This is a genomic window from Streptomyces sp. NPDC005774 (assembly GCF_042871645.1).
Lineage (GTDB): Bacteria > Actinomycetota > Actinomycetes > Streptomycetales > Streptomycetaceae > Streptomyces > Streptomyces pratens.
The window spans coordinates 39,041-58,666 of the sequence record NZ_JBIAIV010000023.1 but is presented as its reverse complement, the minus strand read 5'-3'; the positions used below and the strand labels follow the sequence as shown (position 1 = coordinate 58,666).

General features: G+C 73.7%; 17 protein-coding genes and 1 tRNA gene. 7 read left to right on the top strand and 11 right to left on the bottom strand.

Annotated features, from left to right (window positions below):
* Positions 1-18: 18 nt before the first annotated feature.
* Positions 19-984 carry a D-2-hydroxyacid dehydrogenase gene (locus ACFYQA_RS21315; protein ID WP_388919947.1) on the bottom strand — a complete coding sequence of 322 codons (966 nt, stop codon included), beginning with the start codon at positions 982-984 and terminating at the stop codon, positions 19-21.
* Positions 985-1,205: 221 nt separating this feature from the next.
* Here ACFYQA_RS21315 and ACFYQA_RS21310 point away from each other — a divergent pair, with 221 nt between their 5' ends.
* The 3 genes from ACFYQA_RS21310 (at position 1,206) to ACFYQA_RS21300 (ending at position 4,286) form a co-directional block, all read left to right on the top strand.
* Positions 1,206-2,198, top strand: coding sequence for an aspartate/glutamate racemase family protein (locus tag ACFYQA_RS21310; RefSeq protein WP_388919944.1), 993 nt, complete (start codon positions 1,206-1,208; stop codon positions 2,196-2,198).
* A complete protein-coding gene (locus tag ACFYQA_RS21305; protein WP_388919941.1) occupies positions 2,195-2,926 on the top strand; it encodes an aspartate/glutamate racemase family protein in 732 nt (243 codons plus the stop codon). Before ACFYQA_RS21310 ends, ACFYQA_RS21305 begins: the two co-directional genes overlap by 4 nt.
* Positions 2,927-3,128: 202 nt before the next feature.
* Entirely contained in the window at positions 3,129-4,286 is a 1,158-nt protein-coding gene (locus ACFYQA_RS21300; protein WP_388919938.1) for an LLM class flavin-dependent oxidoreductase, read from the top strand.
* On the opposite strand, the gene ACFYQA_RS21295 is transcribed toward ACFYQA_RS21300, so the two are convergent.
* Positions 4,229-6,175 (bottom strand): putative bifunctional diguanylate cyclase/phosphodiesterase, encoded by a 1,947-nt coding sequence (locus tag ACFYQA_RS21295; RefSeq protein ID WP_388919936.1) that lies wholly within the window; start codon positions 6,173-6,175, stop codon positions 4,229-4,231. The two genes, ACFYQA_RS21300 and ACFYQA_RS21295, sit on opposite strands and share 58 nt — an antisense overlap.
* Before the next feature lie 336 nt (positions 6,176-6,511).
* Here ACFYQA_RS21295 and ACFYQA_RS21290 point away from each other — a divergent pair, with 336 nt between their 5' ends.
* On the top strand, positions 6,512-7,966 hold the full coding sequence (locus ACFYQA_RS21290; protein WP_388919934.1) for a M6 family metalloprotease domain-containing protein: 1,455 nt from the start codon (positions 6,512-6,514) through the stop codon (positions 7,964-7,966).
* Between the two features lie 38 nt (positions 7,967-8,004).
* On the opposite strand, the gene ACFYQA_RS21285 is transcribed toward ACFYQA_RS21290, so the two are convergent.
* The 7 genes from ACFYQA_RS21285 to ACFYQA_RS21255 form a co-directional block, all read right to left on the bottom strand.
* Positions 8,005-8,078, bottom strand: a tRNA-Lys gene (locus ACFYQA_RS21285).
* Positions 8,069-8,704, bottom strand: a complete 636-nt coding sequence (locus tag ACFYQA_RS21280) for a bifunctional DNA primase/polymerase (RefSeq protein ID WP_388919932.1) — start codon at positions 8,702-8,704, stop codon at positions 8,069-8,071. The genes ACFYQA_RS21285 and ACFYQA_RS21280 overlap by 10 nt, the downstream gene beginning before the upstream one ends.
* 165 nt (positions 8,705-8,869) lie before the next feature.
* Complete coding sequence (locus ACFYQA_RS21275) at positions 8,870-9,241, bottom strand: hypothetical protein (RefSeq protein ID WP_388919930.1); 372 nt, start codon at positions 9,239-9,241, stop codon at positions 8,870-8,872.
* 281 nt (positions 9,242-9,522) lie between these two features.
* On the bottom strand, positions 9,523-10,890 hold the full coding sequence (locus ACFYQA_RS21270) for an AAA domain-containing protein (protein WP_388919928.1): 1,368 nt from the start codon (positions 10,888-10,890) through the stop codon (positions 9,523-9,525).
* Positions 10,887-12,575: a hypothetical protein gene (locus ACFYQA_RS21265; protein WP_388919925.1), complete on the bottom strand. Its 1,689-nt coding sequence runs from the start codon at positions 12,573-12,575 to the stop codon at positions 10,887-10,889. The genes ACFYQA_RS21270 and ACFYQA_RS21265 overlap by 4 nt, the downstream gene beginning before the upstream one ends.
* A complete protein-coding gene (locus ACFYQA_RS21260) occupies positions 12,566-13,753 on the bottom strand; it encodes a hypothetical protein (RefSeq protein ID WP_388920088.1) in 1,188 nt (395 codons plus the stop codon). Before ACFYQA_RS21260 ends, ACFYQA_RS21265 begins: the two co-directional genes overlap by 10 nt.
* Positions 13,734-14,708, bottom strand: coding sequence for a phosphatase PAP2 family protein (locus ACFYQA_RS21255; RefSeq protein WP_388919922.1), 975 nt, complete (start codon positions 14,706-14,708; stop codon positions 13,734-13,736). Before ACFYQA_RS21255 ends, ACFYQA_RS21260 begins: the two co-directional genes overlap by 20 nt.
* Positions 14,709-14,892: 184 nt before the next feature.
* On the opposite strand from ACFYQA_RS21255, the gene ACFYQA_RS21250 reads away from it, so the two are divergent.
* On the top strand, positions 14,893-15,489 hold the full coding sequence (locus ACFYQA_RS21250; protein ID WP_388919919.1) for a histidine phosphatase family protein: 597 nt from the start codon (positions 14,893-14,895) through the stop codon (positions 15,487-15,489).
* Positions 15,490-15,634: 145 nt separating this feature from the next.
* Here ACFYQA_RS21250 and ACFYQA_RS21245 read toward each other — a convergent pair whose 3' ends face one another.
* A complete protein-coding gene (locus ACFYQA_RS21245; protein ID WP_388919916.1) occupies positions 15,635-17,077 on the bottom strand; it encodes a hypothetical protein in 1,443 nt (480 codons plus the stop codon).
* A gap of 399 nt (positions 17,078-17,476) precedes the next feature.
* Here ACFYQA_RS21245 and ACFYQA_RS21240 point away from each other — a divergent pair, with 399 nt between their 5' ends.
* On the top strand, positions 17,477-17,947 hold the full coding sequence (locus tag ACFYQA_RS21240; protein WP_388919914.1) for a hypothetical protein: 471 nt from the start codon (positions 17,477-17,479) through the stop codon (positions 17,945-17,947).
* 30 nt (positions 17,948-17,977) lie between these two features.
* Entirely contained in the window at positions 17,978-18,847 is an 870-nt protein-coding gene (locus ACFYQA_RS21235) for a fused MFS/spermidine synthase (RefSeq protein WP_332427911.1), read from the top strand.
* 33 nt (positions 18,848-18,880) lie between these two features.
* Here the strand turns inward: ACFYQA_RS21235 and ACFYQA_RS21230 are convergent, their stop codons facing one another.
* Positions 18,881-19,522, bottom strand: a complete 642-nt coding sequence (locus ACFYQA_RS21230; protein WP_388919911.1) for a hypothetical protein — start codon at positions 19,520-19,522, stop codon at positions 18,881-18,883.
* Positions 19,523-19,626: the final 104 nt, after the last annotated feature.

Here is a 19,626-nt window from a genome sequence, read left to right as displayed (position 1 = left end):
CGGCGGGCGCCGGGCGGGTCAGTGTCCGGGTACATACCCACGCTGCTTGTCGACCACGTTCACCAGTGGCTTGCCGGCGGCCCAGAGCTCGTACAACTCCACGAACTGGGCACCGAGTTCGTCCCGCCACCCCAGGGTGTCCCCGCTCATGTGCGGGGACACGATCAGTCCCGGCACGTCCCACAACGGGCTGTCCGGGGTGAGCGGCTCGGACGTGAAGACGTCCAGGGCGGCGCCCGCGATCCGGCGCCGTTCCAGCGCCTCGGCGAGCGCGTCCTCGACGACCAGCGGTCCGCGGCCGATGTTGACGAAGTGGGCGGACGGCTGCATCAGCCCGAACCGGCGGGCGTCGAACATGCCCCTGGTCTGCTCGGTGAGCGGCGCGGCGGCGACCACCCAGTCGGCGCGGGCGATCAGCCGGTCCAGGTCCTCGGCGCCGTGCACGGCCGCGGTGCCGTCCGACCCCGCGCGCGCGGTGCGGCCGACCAGTGCGGTGGTGACGCCGAGCGCCTCGAGCGTGCCGGCGACCGCCCGGCCGATCGGCCCCGACCCGACGACGCAGGCACGGGTCCCGGCGACCCTGCGCGACTCGCGGTGGAGCCAGGTCCGCTCCCGCTGGAGCGCCAGCGTCCGCGGCAGGTCCTTCGCCATCGCCAGCACGAGCGCGGCGACGTACTCGGCGATCGGCCGGTCGAAGACACCGCGCGCGTTGGTGACGACCGTGTCGGAGACGGCGAGTTCCGGACACATCAGATGGTCCACGCCCGCGCTCGCCGTGTGCACCCAGCGCGGCTTGGGGCCCTCGCCCGGCCAGGCGGCGCGCACCGCGTGCGAGGTGAAGTCCCAGACCAGCAGCACGTCGGCGGACGGAAGCCGCTCGGCGAGCGTCGAGGCGTCCGCGTGCTCGACGCGGACCCTGCCGGTCAGCCGGCCCAGCCGGGGCGGCGGATCGGCGTCCAGGACGAGCAGCGTGGGAAGGGGCACGGAAGCGGTCCCGGGGGTGAGGGAACGGCCGGTCGAGGGGCCGGTCGAAGGGCCGGTCGAGGGGGTCGTCCGAGGAGAGGTCATGGCCGCCTTTCCCCCGCAGGACCGGAAGTCTGAGATGTACGGATTGACCACGCTGGCACCCCGAACCTACCGTCGTCAACACGGTCGTTTGCACGAACCGTTGCGTGCTCGTCTCTCACCGTGAGGCCGGTGCTGACATGGACGTCTCCTTTCTCGGCGGACCAGGCCCGCAGCGCGGTGTCGGGGTGGTCGCCCCCTTCGACTTCGCGCTGGACCGCGAGTTGTGGCGGTGGGCGCCCGACGACGTGTCCCTGCACGTCACCCGGACGCCGTACGTGCCGGTCGAGGTGAGCCTGGACCTCGCCCGCATGATCAGCGAACACGAGACCCTCCAGAACGCCGTGGGCACCCTCACCGAGGTCACCCCCGAGGTCGTCGCGTACGCCTGTACGTCGGGCAGCTTCGTCGGCGGGGTCATGGGCGAGCACGCCATGTGCGAGGCGATGAGCAGGGCCGGCTCGGTCCCCGCGATCACCACCTCGGGCGCACTGCTGGAGGCGTTGGTGGAGCTGGACGTACGGCGGCTGGCGCTGGTGACGCCCTACACCGTGTCGGTGACCCGGGCGTTGGAGGAGTACGTGGCGCAGGCCGGGGTCACGGTCACCGGCTGCGCGTACATGGGCCTGACCCGGCAGATATGGAAGGTCGCCTACCGCGAGGTGGTCGACATGGCCCGGCGGGCGGCGGTGCGCGGCCGGCTCGGCGCGGCGGACGCGCTGTTCCTGTCCTGCACCAACCTGCCGACCTACGACGTGATCCCGCAGCTGGAGGCGGAACTGCGCATACCGGTGATTTCGGCCAACCAGGTGACCATGTGGGCGGCGTTGCGCCGACTGGGTACCCGGGCGGTGGGACCGTATCAGGCGCTGATCGACACGTCGGCGCGCACCGGCACCGGGAGCGGTACCGGGAGCGCACTGCCGGGCCCGGCGGCCGGCACCGTGGTGCAGGCCGCCGGACCGGTGGTGCCGACCGCCGGACCGGTGGTGCCGACCGGCTCCGTACTGCCGGAAGGGCAGGAGCCACCGGACGTGCGGGGTGTGCACGGCGTTTCGGACGCGCAGGGTGTGCCGGGCGCGCAGGGTGTGTCCGGGGCACCGGACGAGAAGCAGCAGGAAGGCTGGACATGACCGCACTGGGATTCCTCTACCCCGGACACTCCGCCGAGGACGATTATCCGCGCATCGAGCAACTGCTGGGCAGCGACGTACGGATGGACCTGGTGCACACCGACATCGGTGAGGACGCGCACCGGGCCGACGCCCTGCTCGAGATGGGCGCGGCCGACCGGCTCGCGGCCGGCCTCCAGCAACTGCGGCTCACCGGCGCCGACGCCGTGGTGTGGGCCTGCACCAGCGGCAGCTTCGTCCGCGGCTGGGACGGCGCCCACGAGCAGGTGCGCGCCCTCGCCCGTACGGCGGGCATGCCCGCCTCCTCCACGTCCTTCGCCTTCGTGCACGCGGCGCGGGAGATCGGGGCCCGGCGGGTCGCCGTCGGGGCGACCTACCCGGACGACGTGGCCGCGCTCTTCGTGGAGTTCCTGGCGGCCGACGGGGTGGAGGTGACCGGAGTGACCAGCTCCGGGGTCATCACGGCGGCGGAGGTCGGCACCTGGGGCGAGGCCGAGCTGTTCGCCCTCGCCCGTGCGGCCGACCGCCCGGACGCCCAGGCCCTCCTCCTCCCCGACACGGCCCTGCACACGGCCGCCCACCTCCCGGCCCTCGAGAAGGAGCTCGGCAAACCGGTCCTCACCGCCAACCAGGTCACCGTCTGGGAGGGGCTGCGCCTGGCCGACCGCAGGGTGAACGCGCCGAGCCTGGGCGCCCTGTTCACGCGGGAACCGATCGTGCAGGCATAGCGGCCCGCGGAGCCGCGCGGAGTTCCACAGAGCCGTACGGAGCCGTACGGAGCCGTACGGAGCCGTACGGAGCCGTACGGAGTCATGTGGAGCCATGTGGAGTCACGGGGCAACCCTCGGGCGTCCCGCCAGGGAATAAGCGGGGGGCGGTCTCCTGTTGCGAGGACGGCGAACGTCAACTCGAAACAGGAGGCACCCCACCGTGGCCGCAGACGACACCGCAGGCGCCGAGAACCGAGGAGCCGACGAGGTCCGAGGCGTGACGCACGGCTCGGCGCCCGTTCCGCTGTCCGTGCTGGACCTGGTCACGGTCGGCGCCGGTCAGACCGCCTCCGACGCGCTGCGCACCAGTGTCGATCTCGCCCGGCTCGCCGAGGCGCGCGGCTTCCACCGCCACTGGGTCGCCGAGCACCACTCCATGCCGGGTGTGGCGTCCTCGTCCCCGGCCGTGATCCTGGCCCACCTCGCCGCGTACACCGAGCGCATCCGGCTCGGTTCGGGCGGGGTGATGCTGCCCAACCACGCCCCGCTCGTCATCGCCGAGCAGTTCGGCACGCTGGAGGCCATGGCTCCCGGCCGGATCGACCTCGGCCTCGGCCGCGCCCCCGGCACCGACGGCGCCACCGCCGCCGCGCTGCGCCGCACCGAACGGCTGAACGAGGGCGCCGACGACTTCCCCCAGCAGCTCGCCGAGCTGACCCGCTTTCTGGACGACGACTTCCCCGACGGCCACCGCTACCGACGGATCCACGCCGTCCCCGGCCCGGTCCAGGCGACCTCGCCGGGCGGGGTGCAGTCACCGCACCGCCCGCCGGTGTGGCTGCTCGGTTCCTCCGGTTTCAGCGCCCGGCTGGCCGGTTTGCTCGGCCTGCCCTTCTCCTTCGCCCACCACTTCTCGGCGCAGAACACGATCCCCGCGCTGGACCTCTACCGCGAGTCGTTCAGCCCGAGCGACGTCCTCGACGAGCCCTACGCCATGATCGGCGTCTCCGCGCTCGCGACCGAGGACGAGAAGGAAGCCCGGCGCCAGGTCCTGGCCGCCGCGCTCAACATGGTCCGGCTGCGCACCGGCCGCCCCGGGCTGGTTCCCACTCCGGAGGAGGCCGAGGCGCACCCGTTCTCGCCGATGGAGCAGGAGTTCGTCGACTCGTGGAACGCCAACGTCGTGTACGGCCCCCCGGACGAGGTCCGCGCCGGCCTGGACGACCTGCAGAAGCGCACCGGCGCCGACGAGCTGATGATCACGGCCAACACGCACAGCGGTGACGTACGCCTGCGGTCCTACGAACTCATCGCGGACGCCTACGGGTTGCCGACGACCGGGTTGCCGACGACCGGGTCACCGACGACGTCCGCCTGAACCACCCCCGGGGTGCCCAGCAGTTCGGAGATGCGGTCCGGCGGTACCGGGCGGGAGTACAGCCAGCCCTGACCGGTGTCGCACCCGATCCGGCGCAGCCGGGTGGCCTGCGCCGAGGTCTCCACGCACTCCGCGGTGACCGTCAGCCCCAGCCGGTGGGCGAGTTGTACCATCGCCTCGACGATGGCCTCGTCCGCCGGGCTGGGCGCCGCGGCCCGGTCCTCGTACTGGAAGCCGCGGACGAACGCGCCGTCCAGTTTCAGCACCGACACCGGAAGCCGGCTGAGGTAGGCCAGGTTCGAGTAGCCGGTGCCGAAGTCGTCGATGGCGATGCGGACACCCATGTCGCTGAGCGCGGTCAGCGCCTGGAGCGGCCGGCCCGAGGAACCCATCACCGCGGACTCGGTCAGCTCCAGCTGGAGCAGCTGCGGCGCCAGGCCCGTCTCCTTCAGGGTCTCGGCGACGTCCGCCACCAGGTCGGAGTCCCAGACCTGGCGGACCGCCACATTCACGCTGACGAAGATCGGCGGCTCCTCGGGATGCTCGGCCTGCCAGCTGCGGGCCTGCCGGCAGGCGGTGCGCAGCACCCAGCGGCCGAGCTTGACGATCGAGCCGTCCTCCTCGGCGATGGAGATGAACCGATTCGGCGTCAGGGTGCCGAACTGTGGATGGTTCCAGCGGACCAGGGCCTCCACCCCGTGCACCCGGTCGTCCTCCATGCCGACCAGCGGCTGGTACTCCAGCGCGAACTCGCCCCGCTCGACGGCGGGGCGGAGCGCGGAGGCGAGGGCCTGACGGGTCATGCGGTGCGCGTTGCGCTCCGGGTCGAACAGCGTCCAGCGGGATTTGCCGTCGGCCTTCGCCCAGTAGAGGGTCGTATCGGCGGCCTGCATCAGCGCGGTGGGCGTGGTCCCGGCCGCGTGCCGTTCGACCACGCCGATGGACGCCGACACCGACAGCCGCTGGCCGGCCACGTCGAAGGGGTCCTGAATCGCGGCGAGTACCGACTCGGCGAGGTCGGCTAGCTGTTCGGTGCCCGTGGAGTCCTCCACCAGCAGCGCGAACTCGTCCCCGCCGAGCCGGGCCACCAGCGGGGTGCCGGTCCTGGCCCGGCCCGCCTCCTCGGCGCACAGCAGCAGCCGTTCGGCGACGGCGGCCAGCAGCCGGTCGCCGACGCGGTGGCCCAGGGCGTCGTTGATGGCTTTGAAGCCGTCGAGGTCCAGGGAGCAGAGCCCGATCCGGCCGGTGCCGCTCTGCTCGTACGACTCCGCCTCCAGGGCGGCCGTCAGCCGTTCGAAGAACAGGGTGCGGTTGGGGAGCCGGGTCACCGGGTCGTGCATCTGCAAGTGCCTCAGCCGGGCCTGGAGTTCATGGCGGGAGCTGACGTCGGTGACCGAGAGCAGCACGCCGTGCGAGTCGTGTGCGCCCTGTGCGTCGTGCGTGTCGTGTGCGTCGTACTCGCCGTGGGCGGCACCGTCGTCCGGGGGGAGCGGGGCGACCGATACCTGCACCCACAGGGAGTGCCCCTCGGGGTGCTTGAGCCGGCGCGTGCAGCGCAGCCGGCCCGGCCGGCCGTTCAGCAGGTCGCGGTAGGCGTGCCAGGCGCGGGCGTCGGAGGGGAGGTCCACCAGGTCGGCGGCGACCGCACCGACCAGGGTGTCCGGGGCGCGGCCCAGCAGGGCGGCGAGCGTGCCGTTGGCGCTGATCACCCTGCCGTCACGGCCGACCACGGCCATGGCGAGCGGGGCGGCCGCGAAGACCGAGCGGTACGACGGAGGCGGGGGGAGCTCGGCGCGCCCGGTACGGGGTGGGGCAGCGATCTCACTCTCTGTGACGGTCTGTCGGTTGGAATCTGCTGCGGGCGTCGGCCCTTGGGACGTTCCGCTCACCGCTCGCTCCCGCCGTGCACTCGATCGCCGTCCGTGCCGGAAAGCCTCAGGAATGTCTCAGGAAAGTGTGCCGATCATAGAGGTCTCCCTGAAGCCCTTCCAGTCACTGTCCAGTGTCCAGGACGGTCCCGCATCTCTGCCAGATCGTTTCTGCTCGGAGGTGGGCGGCTTCTTCAGGCCTCCGACCAGTTGTGACGTTCCGTGAGTGGTTCGAGGTATCACCCGTGAACGGACTGTGCCGTCCCTCACCCGTCCGGTGCAGATAAACGGGGCGTATTACCGCAAAACATCACAGTCTGGGTGCGGTGTCCCGTGAACCGTCTCCCGGAGGTCCCCGTGCCGCGTCAGCTCCCCCTGAGAGGACTCGGCCGTGAGGCTCTGAGGGGGTTGGGCCATCTGAGGGAGTTGGGCCGTCCGGGGGTGACGGGGTGGCTGAGGGCGGGGCTCCCGAGGCCGGACCGGCTGGGACTCGGCGGTCCGCTGTCACGCTCCCGGCTGCGCGGCACCACGGCCGTGTGCACCACCATGTCGGCGCTCGCGGCGACCTCCATGGTGGCCGCACCCTCCGCCACCGAGCCGTTCTCCGCGGCGCCGTGCACCCTGACCCGCACCGACGCGCACCACTCGGAGGGCCTGGACACCTGGAACGCCGTCTACCCCCGCCCGACCGGCCGGATGGACGCGGTCATGGTGTTCCTGTCCTTCCCGGACTCGCACCCGTTGACCACCCCCGAGGAACTGGCCGCCGACCACTTCCCCGCCACCAGCGGCTTCTTCCACCGGGCCTCCTACGGCAGGTTCTCCCTGCACCCGCACGCCCTGCACGACTGGATCCGGATGCCGCGCCCGTCCACCGCGTACGCCATACAGCGTGACTGGACCACGCGACACCGGTCCGCCTATCTGCGCGACGCGCTCGCCGCGGCCGACCCCCAGATCGACTTCTCGCGGTACGACGTCGTGTACTTCGTCGCCGACCCGGACGCGCCCGGTGTGGACTCCGACGCCACGAAGGTCGTCAACCTGGACACCCCGCTGAGGGCGGACGGCACCGACATCCGCCGGGTCGTCACCGTGTTCGAGGGCCATCCCCCGGACCGGCTGGTCCTCGCCCACGAGACCGGCCACGTCTTCGACCTCCCCGACCTCTACGACCGGCCCGTGGACGGCAAGGGCGACTGGGACACCCATGTCGGCGACTGGGACCTGATGGGCAGCCAGTTCGGGCTCGCGCCCGAACTGTTCGGCTGGCACAAGTGGAAGCTGGGCTGGCTGGATTCCCGGCAGGTGCGGTGCGTGCGGGGCGCGGAGCCGGTACGGCTGACGCTGGAACCGCTGGGAGCGGGGCCCGGAGTGCCGGTGACGGGTGCCGCCGGGGTGCCGTCCTTCGGGCTGGGCCGGGGCATCAAGCTCGCGGTGGTGCGCACCGGCCCGGACACCGTGCTCGCCTTCGAGGCGCGGAGCCCGGTCGGCGACGACGTGGGCGCCTGCCGGTCGGGGGTGCTGGTCTACCAGGTGCGTGGCACCACCCGGTCCGGGGGCGGCCCGGTCCAGGTGATCGACGCCCACCCGCACACGGAGGCCTGCTGGGGGGACTCGGTCTACCCGCCCCTCGCGGACGCCCCGGTCGCCCTCGGCGAGAGCTTCACGGTGCCGGGGGAGGGCGTACGGGTGGAGGTGGAGGGACGCACGGCCTCGGGCGACTGGACGGTGCAGATCAGCACCGGCCGGGACGGGGGCCGGGACGGGAGCGCGGGCGGGGGAGCGGGCGTGGGCGGAGAGGACGCGTAAAAGGCCCCTTGCTGTGGGCAAGAGGCCTTTCCGTGTCGTGCGCCGCCAGGGACTCGAACCCCGGACCCGCTGATTAAGAGTCAGCTGCTCTAACCAACTGAGCTAGCGGCGCCTACTGACGTCGTAGACATTAGCACCCTGATCGGCGGGAGGAAAAATCGATATCCGCACGGCCGCGCGGGCCGCCCGTACGGCCGCCCAGAGCAGCACCTCCGGGCCCGGCAGCCAGGGATGACGCGTGTCCGGGGCCACCAGCCAGCGGGAGCCGGAACGGTCCGCGCGGGCGCCGGGCACCGGGGCCGGAACGGTCACCGCGTCTCCGGTGCCGTGGCACAGCAGCGGCGGAACCGCGCCCGTACGGCCCGCTTCCCCGGGGCCCCTGCCGCGGGCGTCCCACTCCTCCCACCCCAGCAGCACGGGCAGCCGCTGGGCGGTGCCGGGCGCCGCGAACAGCAGCATCCGGCCGCGGAACCCGGCCACCGGGCCCGAGCCCGGCCCCTCGTCCCACATCCGGTCCAGCATCCGGCGCCCGAAGGTGGAGGGTGCGCTCACCACATCGAAGACGGAGCCGCAGGGCAGCACGATCGGCGCCTCCGGCCGCTCCTCCCAGAGGGAGAGCGCGCTGCGCGGATACGTTCCTGCGGAAGCGAGCCAGGCGACACCGTCCGGGGTGGCCCCGGTGGCATCGGTGGCGCCGGTGACACGGCCGGTATCGGGGGCGTTGCGTGTACTGCTCATGCCGTCTGTCTACCGGGGGTGAGGGAATGGTTTCCCAGAGTTGCGGGAACCGGGGACGCGAAGGAGGGGGGAGGGGTATCGTGCCCACCTGGCATATGCCACGCCTGTTCGACCGGATGACTTCGGGGCCCGGGGGCCCGGGACGGTCGTACGGGGCGTCGTGCCTCACGCAGGCTCTATGGGGCCCTGGCCCCGGCCCTCGCCCCCGCGCAGCAGGTCCCGGCCGAACTCGGCCATCCTCTTCGCATAGTCCTCGGTCCACTCGGCCCGCTCGGCGATGTCGGCGGCCGTCAGCCGGTCGAAGCGCCGGGGGTCGGCCAGTTGGGCCGCCGCCATCGCCTGGAACTCCATCGCCCGGTCCGCCGCCGCACGGAACGCGAGCGTCAGTTCCGTCGCCCGCTCCAGCAGTGCGCGCGGGTCGTCGATCGACTCCAGGTCGAAGAAGTGCTCCGGATCGGCGGCCGCTGCCGCGGGCTCGAACAGCAGGGGCGCGGGGCGTAGCCGCGGTGCGTCCCGACGCGGCGTGGGCTCCGCCATGTCTTCTCCTTCGTGCTTGCTCGTGCGTGCGCTTCGACCCACTGGAAGGAGCGGGCCACCTTCCATTCTCTCGCGTCCCGCAAGAGGGCCTCGGTGCCGGTGGGGTGGTCATGGCTGCCGGGGGACCCGGTGCCGGGCGAGGTGGGCCAGGACCGTGTGATTGGCCTCCCAACCGTCCGGGGCTGTGACCGTGGGCCGCCTTCGGCGGCTTGCCGGACTCCGTCCGGCGGGTGGGGCGGTGTCGTGCGGGTCCGTCTGCCGGGTGGGTGCCGGTGGAGTGGTCATGGCTGCCAGGGGACCCGGTGCCGGGCGAGGTGGGCCAGGACCGTGTGATTGGCCTCCCAACCGTCCGGGAACTTCATGAGGGTGCCCAGCTGGACCGGCTCCGTCGACGGGTAGGCGTCCAGCAGCTCACCGACGCCCGCCCGGCACACCACGATGCAGGCGTGCCGGTGCCGGGAGGCCAGCACGCACAGCCGGCCCGTCTCCAGGTGGAAGGCGGTGGCGTCGGGGCGGCCGGACAGCGGGTGCAGCACCACCGTGACGTCGAACTCCCGCCCCTGGAGCCGGTTCGCCGTGTCGACGGTGACGCCCGTCGCCCCCAGCTCGGCCAGTGCCGCCCGTACCGCCGCCGCCTGGTCGCGGTGCGCGGTGCCGACGGCGATCCGGTCGGCGGTGAGCGGCACCGCGTCCTTGGACCGCTCCGAGACCGCCGCGCCCTCGCGGTCCAGCAGGCGGCGGACCACCAGCGCCACCGCCCGTACCGCCTCCGGGTCGGTGCGCGGGGTGTGCCGGGCGGGCAGCTCCAGCAGACCCCAGCCGGACTCGGCGGCCTCGTCGATCACCCGGTCGGGCCCCGAACCGTCCGACGGGACCCCGAGCGCGAGCCGCCGGTCGCCGTGCCCGGTGCCGCTGCGGAACGGCGTGTACGGGTAGAACGCGTCCGACACCAGGGGCGCCGCCGAGGCGGGCAGTCGCCACGACACCGGCAGGCGGTGCTGCGGCAGCTCGGGATTGTGCGCGAGCAGCGTGGTCACGGCGGACGCGGACGGGTCGTACGACAGCCCCGCCCACTGCTCGCTGCCCACGATCGAGAACGGGTCCAACTGCCCCGGATCCCCCACGAACAGCGCCCGCTCGAACAGCCCGGCCACGGCCAGCAGCGCGTCCGAACGCATCTGGTACGCCTCGTCGACGATCGCGTGCGCCCACGGCTCGACGCCCTCGACGTGCGCCCACTTGGCGGCCGTCGAGATGACCACGTCGAGCCCGGCGAGGTCGGCCGCCTTCGCCGACTTGCGGACGTTGTCCAGTCCGTCGAGCGCCTTGTCGTACGGGTCGGTGTCGCTGCTGTGCAGCCGGCCGACCGGCAGCCCGGGATTCTTCTCGGCGAGCCGCAGCACCAGGTCGTCGACCTGGGCGTTGGTCTGCGCCACCACCATCAACGGGCGGCCCGCGTCGGCCAGCTCCAGCGCCGCGCGGACCACGAGGGTGGACTTGCCGGCGCCGGGCGGGGAGTCGACGACCACACCGCGGGCGGTGCCGTGCAGGGTGTCGCGCAGGATCGCGTCGGTGGCACGGGTGGCGGCCGCGCCGGGGTCGAAGACGGCCTCGGCGGTTTCGGGGGCCCTTGCGGCCTCGGTGGTCACAGCACGTCCTCCTCGGTCACCGGGTCCGCGGGCTCCTGCGCGGCGGCCTCCGCGCCGGGCGGGCCGCCGTGCGTCCACGGCGTCTCCTCCGGGTCGGGCAGTTTCGCCCCGCCGCGCGGTTCGTGCTCGAACAGCGTGAAGCAGAGGCGGTCGCCCTTCTCCGGTACCGAGCCCGCCTCCGGCTCCTTGCCGCGGCCCATCTTGTCCATGATCCGCAGGACGAGCAGCCCGCCGGCGGCCGGCCCTTCCCCGGACAGCACCTCCCCGGACAGCCCCGCCCCGGCCGGTCCCTCTTCGGCGCCGTCCCTCCCGTGCTCGTCGGTCTCGTCCTCGTACCCGACGAACTCGGCCGCCTGCGGTTTCCCGCCGAGCGAGCGGTACACCCGGGCCCGCCCGCCCAGGTGCGGGCGGTCGTCCGTGCGGACGGTGACCAGCGGGCGGGGGCTCGGCCGCTTGCTCTCGCTGTACGCCATGACGACGTCGATGACCTCGCCCGCGAACGCCTCCCCGGACAGTCGCCGGCCCGCCATCACCAGCGGGTCGTCCAAGGCCTCCTGTGCTTCCAGCCGGGCCTGTTCCCGCTCGCGCGTGGCGAGCTTGTTGGCCGCGGTCACCGCGTCGTCGCGGCGCGGCTGCGGCGGCTCTCCGGCCAGCACCCGGTCCCGGTGGCCGGTGAACGACCAGCGGTCGCGCGTCCACCGCTCCTCGACCCGCGCGCCCTCGGGCAGCGAGCGCAGCAGGTCCAGGCCCCGCCACACCGCGTCCCAGGTGGGCCGCGTACGGCTCTCCACCAGGGCGCGGATCTCCCGCTCCGCCGCTGCCAGCGCGCCGAGCCGCTCGTCGGCCTCCAGGCCGTCCTGCGCGGCGGCGAGCGCCGTACGGGCGCGGTCGTACCGTTCGATCGCCGGGGCGAGCAGCTTGTTGTCGAACGCCGGGTCGGTCGCCGGGCCCGCGGGCGGGCACCGCAACTGCCCGTCGGCGTCCCGAGCCAGCTCCGCCTCCCGCGCGGCCTCGGAGCCCGAGCGGCCCGCGGGCGGGTCGATCCACGCGAGCAGCGCCCCCAGGTGCTGGTCCTCCAGGGTGGACTGCCCGGTCGCCCAGTGCCGGCCCAGCAGATCGGTCATGGCGGGCAGCAGCGACGACCCGGGCACCCGGGCCCGCTCCCCGAAGTGCGTCAGCCATCGCCCGAGCAGCGGAACCCGGGGCGGCGCAGGGAAGGGCGCCTCCGGGTCCTGCTCCGCCGTGCGCCTGAACCGCGTGGAACGGCCGAGGAGCCGTACGAGCTCGACACCGGCCCGGCTCGGCACGATCAACTGCGGCGCGTCCGCGCACAGCTCGACCTCGACCTTGATCCGCTTGCCGGTCTCCGGGTCGGTCTCGCTGCGTTCCGCGGCCTCCACGGCCTCGGCGCAGCCGTCGATGTAGGGCAGGACCACGTCGGCCAGTTCGGCCAGGAACGCGAACCTGAGATCACGGTCGCGCGGCTGCGGTACGGCCAGCAGCCGGGGCGCGTCCCGGTCGGTGCCCACCAGCGCGCCGAGCGGGGCGCCCGCCTCACCGGCGGTGGTCAGCGGCACGAACACCAGGGGCCGCCGGGACAGATGCCGGTGCCGGACGGTGGCGGCGGGCTGGGCACGGCCGGTGCTGACGGCCTCGAGGCGGGCGAGGGTGGTGATCAGAGACAAGGGGCCACCTCCGCGGGGGCGGTTCCCACCACGCCGGCGAGGGCCCGCGTGCCGGCGAGCGCTTCCGCTCCGGCGAGCGCCTCCGCGCGCAGTGCCGCCGCCTTGCGCAGGGCGGCGACCGTCGGATCGTCGGGATCACCGAGCTCACCGCGGGCCGCCGCCAGTACGTCCTCGACCGTGGTCAGGCCGCCCAGTTCGGCACGGACCGGGCGGCCCAGGGTGGTCACCGCGTCCTGTGCCCGGGAACGGTCCCGGCAGTGGAAGGCCAGTTCGCACGCGGACAGGCACTCCGGCGCATAGCTCGCCGGGACGGACTCCACGGACGCCGTCAGCTGTTCGCGGGGCAGTTCGGGGGCGAAGCAGGTGCCGTCGGGGAGCGTGTCGGCGATGTTCTCGATGCGGGTGAGCCGGGCCAGCTGACGGGCGGTCACCGCACGCTGCTTGCGCACGTCCACGGCGGACGCGGTCGGCAGGTTGGAGAAGTCCTTGGGGCACACCAGCAGGATCCGGTGCCGCACCCGGGGAGCCCCGCCGGAGACGTTCGGGGCGCCCGGTGCGGTGGCGAGGCGGGCGGCGACCTCCTCCAGCGCGAGTACGTACACCGCCGCCTGCCGGGCCGCCGCGCCGACCTTCGCCGGATCGGCGGACCCGTCCAGCAGGGGGAAGGACTTGATCTCCACGACCGTCCAACTGCCGTCCGGGTGCACCACCACCGCGTCCGGCTCCAGGAAGGCCGGGGAGCCGGCGACGTCCAGCGCGAGCAGCGGATGGTCGAGCAGCGTCCACTCGCCCGGCGCCAGAACGGCCTCGCCCAGCGCCAGTTCCGTACGCGCCGCACGCCCCGCGTGGCCCGCCGCGGACAGGTCGGGCACGCGCGCGGCGGCGGGCGGTTCGGCCGAGCGGTCCAGCTTCTCGTGGACCAGCCGCAACAGCTCCGTACCGCCGTCGGCCTTGACCTTGGCCTCGAACGCGTTGCCCCGGACGAACGCGAACTGGGACTGGCCGAAGACCGACGGGGAGCCCAACGCGCCCGCGAGCGTGGCCTTGTCCACCCCCGCGCCGTCGAGGATCGCGCGCCGCTCGCAGCCCGGATTGGCGGCCAGGGCGGCCAGGGCGCGCGCGTCCAGCGCCTTGGCCCGTACGTCCGGACCGCGCAGCTCAGTGAGCCGGTGCCGCAGCTGTCTCGGCGTCTTCCCCGTGGGCCGGAGGGGAGTCGCCCGGCTCGGTTCCGGAGTCGAACCGTGGCTCGAGCTGTCGCTGCCGCTGCCCTGGAAATTGCTCACCCGCGGAAGTCTGGCATCCGTCACTGACAATCGGGGAACCCGGGACGGAAGAGACCACCGGGGCCGGTGCGAAGCGCGGCAGCACACGGGCCCTCACCCGGTCCGTGGCGCGCAACACGACCGGAGTGAGCAGCAGTCCGGCGCCCATCACGGCGGCACCCGCGACCGCGTCGAGGAAGTAGTGGTTGGCGGTGCCCATCACCACGACGACCGTCACCAGTGGATAGACCACAGCGGCGGTCTTCGCCAGGCGCGTACCGCCGTACCGCCACAGGATCACGCCGCACCACAGGGCCCAGCCCACGTGCAGACTCGGCATCGCCGCGTACTGGTTGGTCAGTCCGCCCAGGCCCCTGGGGGCGCTGGCCTCGCCCGCCCACCAGCCGTACGAGCTGTACTGGGCCATGGTGTCGACGAAGCCGTGCCCCGCGTCGAGCAGCCGGGGCGGGCAGGTGGGCAGCAGGGTGAAGCCGATCAGTCCGATGAACGTCGACGTCATCAGCCAGGTGCGGGCGGCGCGGTAGCGCACCGCGCGGGAGCGGAACAGCCAGACCAGGAGCAGGGGCGTCACCAGGTAGTGCAGCGACGCGTACCAGAAGTCGGCCGGTATCCCCAGCCACGGCTCACGCGTGAAGAGACGGTTCAGCGGGTGCTCGGCGTTGAGGTACAGCGCCTGCTCGATGCGCAGGATCGCCAGACCGTGGTCCACGGCGTCGGCGACGTCGCCCCGGACGAACAGCCGCCCCGCCGAGTAGCAGGCGTACACGAGAAGGATCAGCGGCAGCTCGGTCCACCAGCGCAGCCGGGTCGCCGGGGCCCCTTCGGTACCCGGTGTCTCGGTGTGCGGCATCCGCTCGCCCTCTCCCTCGTTCCGATACGACGCCCCTGTGGCGGTCGGCCACTCTACGGCGTGGACGCACCTCCGCGGAGGCGCCTCGGCCCTGATAGACGTCGGGACCGGCCACCGGGTTGCCCGCATCCAGGGTGCGCGATGATGGAGGGGTTCCACCTGTGATTTCTCCGGAAGGTCTCCCATGGCACCGCGCATGCTGCTGGCCCGGCACGGACAGACCGCGTGGTCGCTGTCCGGCAAGCACACCGGCAGGACCGACGTACCGCTCCTGGACGAGGGCCGCCAGGGCGCCAAGCTGCTCGGTGAGCGCCTGCACCGGCCGCCGTACGACGGGATGCCGGGCGTCGAGGTGCGCACCAGCCCGCTCTCCCGCGCACGGGAGACCTGCGAACTCGCCGGGTTCGGCGAGCGCGCGCAGCCCTGGGACACCCTCATGGAGTGGCACTACGGCGCCTACGAGGGACTGACCCCCGCGGAGATACGGGCGGACCGCCCCGGCTGGCTGATCTGGCGGGACGGTGTCCCCGAGGGGGAGACCCTCGCCGAGGTGACGGCCCGCGCGGACGAGGTCGTGGCCTGGGCGCGCTCCGCCGACCGTGACGTCCTGGTCTTCGCCCACGGGCACATCCTGCGCTCCATCGGCGCCCGCTGGCTGGGACTGCCGCTCGACTTCGCGGCCCGCATCCGCCTCAACCCGACCTCCCTGTCGGTCCTGGGCTGGGCGTACGGGGAACCGGCCGTCGAGAGCTGGAACGACCTGGGGCACCTGGCGGGCTGAACGCCTCGGAGCCGTCGTTCCTGCCGGTCACCCGCGGGAACCGGCCACCCGCGCGGGGGCCGGTCACAGCGCGCGGGTGGCCGGTCGTACCGCGCGGGTGGCCGGTCGTACCGCGCGGGGGCCGGTCGTACCGCGCGGGGGCCGCTCACACCGCGCGGGGGAGTGAGGCGTGGCGGTCCAGGAAGGCCGAGACGCCCGAGGCGTGGCGGTGCGGGAGCAGGACGCGGGCGGTGCCCGCCAATATCGTCCGGACCCGGGACGACTGGACCTCCGGCAGCAGGTCCAGTACCCGCATCCCCGCCGCGGCCGCCTCGTCGGGGTGTCCGCCGCGCGCCAGGTCGTCCGCCAGCTCCGCCGTGTACAGCGCGATGTTGCGGGTGAAGTGCGGGTCCTGGAGCTCCGCCGCCCGCCGCGCGTGCCGGGCCGCCCGCGGCCAGTCGCCCAGGGTGGACCAGCACTGGGCCTCCAGGCCCTCCAGCTCGGCTTTCCCGTAGAAGGTCATCCACTCGGGGTCGGCCGGCGTGGTGCCGCGGTCGAAGTAGGCCTGCGCGCGGGCCAGCGCCTGCTCGCAGCCCGCCCGGTCGGCTAGCCCCGCCCAGCCGCCCGCCTCGCGCAGCGCCAGCAACGACATCAGCCGGGGCGAGCCGAGCGGGCGTGCGGCCCGCTGTGCGGCCTGCGCCGCCCGCACCGCCTCCCGCGGCCGGCCCGCGTCGCGGGCGAGGAACGCGGTGTTGCAGAAGGCGTGCGCCTCGAGCCCGGGGTCCCCCGTCACCCGCGCGGTCGCCAGTGCCTCCGCGTAGTGCGAGCGGGCGTCGTCGAAGCGGCCCGAGTCGTGCGCCAGCCAGCCCACCGAGATGGCCAGTTCGCCGGCGCCCGCGTACAGCCGGTCCGCCGTCCGCTGCCGGGTCGCGCCGGCGTCGAGCAGGGCGTAGGCGGCGCGCAGTGGTGCGGAGGCCCGTCGGTAGAGGCCGTCGGCTCCGTGCCGGTCGTCGAGCAGCCGGATGTGGCGGACGGCTTCTTCCAGGGCTCCGGCGTCGCTCGCACCGGGGCGGCGCACGGAGTGCTGTGCCGCCGAGGCGTCCGGGGCGAGCGCGAGCGGGCTCAGTGAGGCGGCGGCCACCGTGGCGCCCCCGCGGGTCATGAATGCGCGACGCAGCACGTCGCTCTCCTCGTAGTCGTGGTGCGTGTCGTACGGGTTCTGCGGGCCGTACGGTTCAGCGGTCCCGCTGCTCTCACTCGTGACGAGCGCCGGGGCCCCGACGGGCGTCGGGGGAGTGCCCCCGTCGTCCCGCGTCCGGCGCCCGCGGACCGACGCGCGGGACGCGAAGCCCAGGTCGGTCAGCGTGCGGCCGGGGAACATGTGCAGGAACACCCGTTCATAGGCGTAGTTGGGACAGCGGATCTCACCCGCCTCCACCCGGTGCACATACCGCGCGTCACAACTGACCCGCTCGCCGATCTCGCGAGCGGCCCGGCGGACCGACGCGGCGAACTCGGCCGGCGAGCGCGGTCCGCGCAGCTGCCGGAAGACGAGATTCGGCCGCGGGGGCCGGTCGGGCTGTGACGAGGGCACCGTTGACGACGCCATGGCCGGGTCCTCTCTGCGAACCGTCGAACCATGCCGGACATCAGGGCGGTTTCTCACGGTTCGTCATGGTGCGTCCATGTGCCGCGCGGCGCCGCTCTGGTACCGGCGGGCAAGAACGTACCCGCTGTGACGGAGTCGCCACGCAAAGTTTGGCAACAAACCGGATATCTCATCCGTGATCCGCCATGAACTGCCATTCTGTGCTATTGGGTTCTGCCGTAGCCGTTGACGACCCGCCGCGTTGAACCCGGTGGACCGGGAGACGAAGAACCCGGTGGACCGGGAGACGGACCGGGGGCGCACCCGGCTCCCGGTCCCCGGCCCCGCCCGTCCGGACGGGGCCGCAGGAGCGCGGGTGGTGGAGGCCGGAGATGCGAAGGCCGGGATGTGGAGGCCGGGATGACGAACAGCCGGAGCAGTGAACCCCGGACGCCGCGCGGCGGGCCGTCGGGCGGCTGCGACGTGGTGACGGTTCCGGCCCGCCAGGGCCTGGAGGCGGTCGACATCCTCCGGCGTGGTGAGGCGGGCGACGCGGTGGGCCTCGTCCTGCACGACGACGGCGGGCGCACGCTCGGGTTCCTGGTGCCGCCGGGGACGGCCGCGGGGTGGGACGTGCCGGGCAGCACCTGCCGGGAGACCGGCGGCTGTGGACCGCGCCTGGCGCCCGCCCCCGAGGCCTCCGCCCCCGAGCCGCCGGTGGAGGGCTCGGACTGGCTGCTGCCGCCCGAGGGCACCGACCTCGCCACCGACCCCGCGGCCCTGCGGGAGGCGCTGGGCGAGGCGCAACGCCTGATCGACGCGGCGGACGGTTGCCGGTGGGGGCCGCCGCGGGCGGGCGGTGAGCGGGCGGGCGGCGAGGGGGGCCGGTGAGGGGGGCGGGCGCCGGGTGACAATGGCCCCATGGGCAGGACCAGGAACTCCGGGCGCGGGCAGGCCGCCGCCGACACCGTCGTCGAGAGCGTCGACGGGGGGCTCGCCCGGCTCGTCCCCGACCGGGAGCGGCCGAGGGCGTGGACCCTGCTGATCGACGACGCCCCGCAGTCGCACGTCGACCTGGACGACCCGGCGTACCTCTCCTTCGAGTACCAGCGGCGGCTCGGACACGTCGTCGACACCGTCGCACCGGCCGGCCGGCCCCTGCAGGCCGTGCATCTCGGCGGCGGCGCGTTCACCCTCGCCCGGTACGTCGCCGCCACCCGGCCCCGGTCCACCCAGCAGGTCGTCGAGCGGGACGCGAAGCTGGTGCAACTGGTCCGCCGGGAGCTGCCGGTCGACCCCAGGTCACGGATCAGGGTGCGCTCGGTGGACGCCAGGGAAGGACTCGCGAAGGTACCGGACGGATGGGCCGGCCTCGTCGTCGCCGACGTGTTCAGCGGCGCCCGCACCCCCGCCCACCTGACCTCGACCGAATTCCTGGACGACGTCCGCAGGGCCCTCGCACCCGGTGGGGTCTACGCCGCCAACCTCGCTGACGGACCGCCGCTGGCCCATCTGCGCGGCCAGATCGCCACCGCCGCCGCCCGGTTCGCCGAACTCGCCCTGATCGCCGACCCGGTGGTCCTGCGCGGCAAGCGCTTCGGCAACGCCGTGCTGGTCGCCTCCGACCTGCCCCTCCCGATCGCCGAACTGACCCGCCGCGCCGCCTCCGACCCGCACCCCGGCCGCGTCCAGCACGGCCCGGAACTCAGGAACTTCGCCGGCGGAGCCGCCCCGGTCACCGACCTGGCGGCGGTCGCCTCACCCGCGCCACCGGCATCGGTGTTCCGCTGAACGCCTCGGTCCGTGCCTCTCGGTCCGTGCCGGTCAGTACGTGACGATCTCCACGCGCGGCGGGCCGTCGTGCCAGGTGCAGAAGACCGACACCCGATCCGCGCCCGACGTGAACTCCACCCGGATCCACGACTCCGTCTTCCACACCTGCATCGACCAGCCCGCCCCGGGCGTCGCCGACACCAAGGACGCGGACGTCTCGCCGAGGTCGAAGACCGCCCGGCCGCCGGCGGTGTCGTAGGCCTTGACCTCGCCGGAGGTCGCCGGGGCCGGGTCGCCGTCGGCCGGCCCGGGGTCGGCCGGCTTCGGCACGGGTGCGGCGGACGTCCCGCCGGGCTCCCGAGCCGACTGCCGCGACGACTCGGAGGCCTTCGCGTCCGAATCCTCGGCGTCCTCGGTGTCCTTCGCGTCCTTGCCGGCGCCCTTGTCCTTCGAGCCCTCGCCGTTCTTGTCGGCCTCGGCGTCCTTCGAGGGCTCCGCGTCGGAGGGGCGCCGGGTCGAGGACGACACCGGCTTCGACTCCTGCGTCGTCGCGTCCCGGGCCGGGACGGGCAGCGCACGCGGAGGGTCATAGGCGGTGCCCGCCATCACGGTGTGCACCCCCCACCACGACAGCGTGACCGCCGCGCCCGTGGCGAGCAGCCAGGCCAACAGGTGTACGAGTCCTCTGCGCATCGCCGGTCATACTGCCTCACCCGTCCCACGAGTGTCGCGTCCCCTCCGGGATCCGGAGTTGTCCACAGGCCGCCGTCGGCCCGCCCGGCATGGCGTACGGTGCC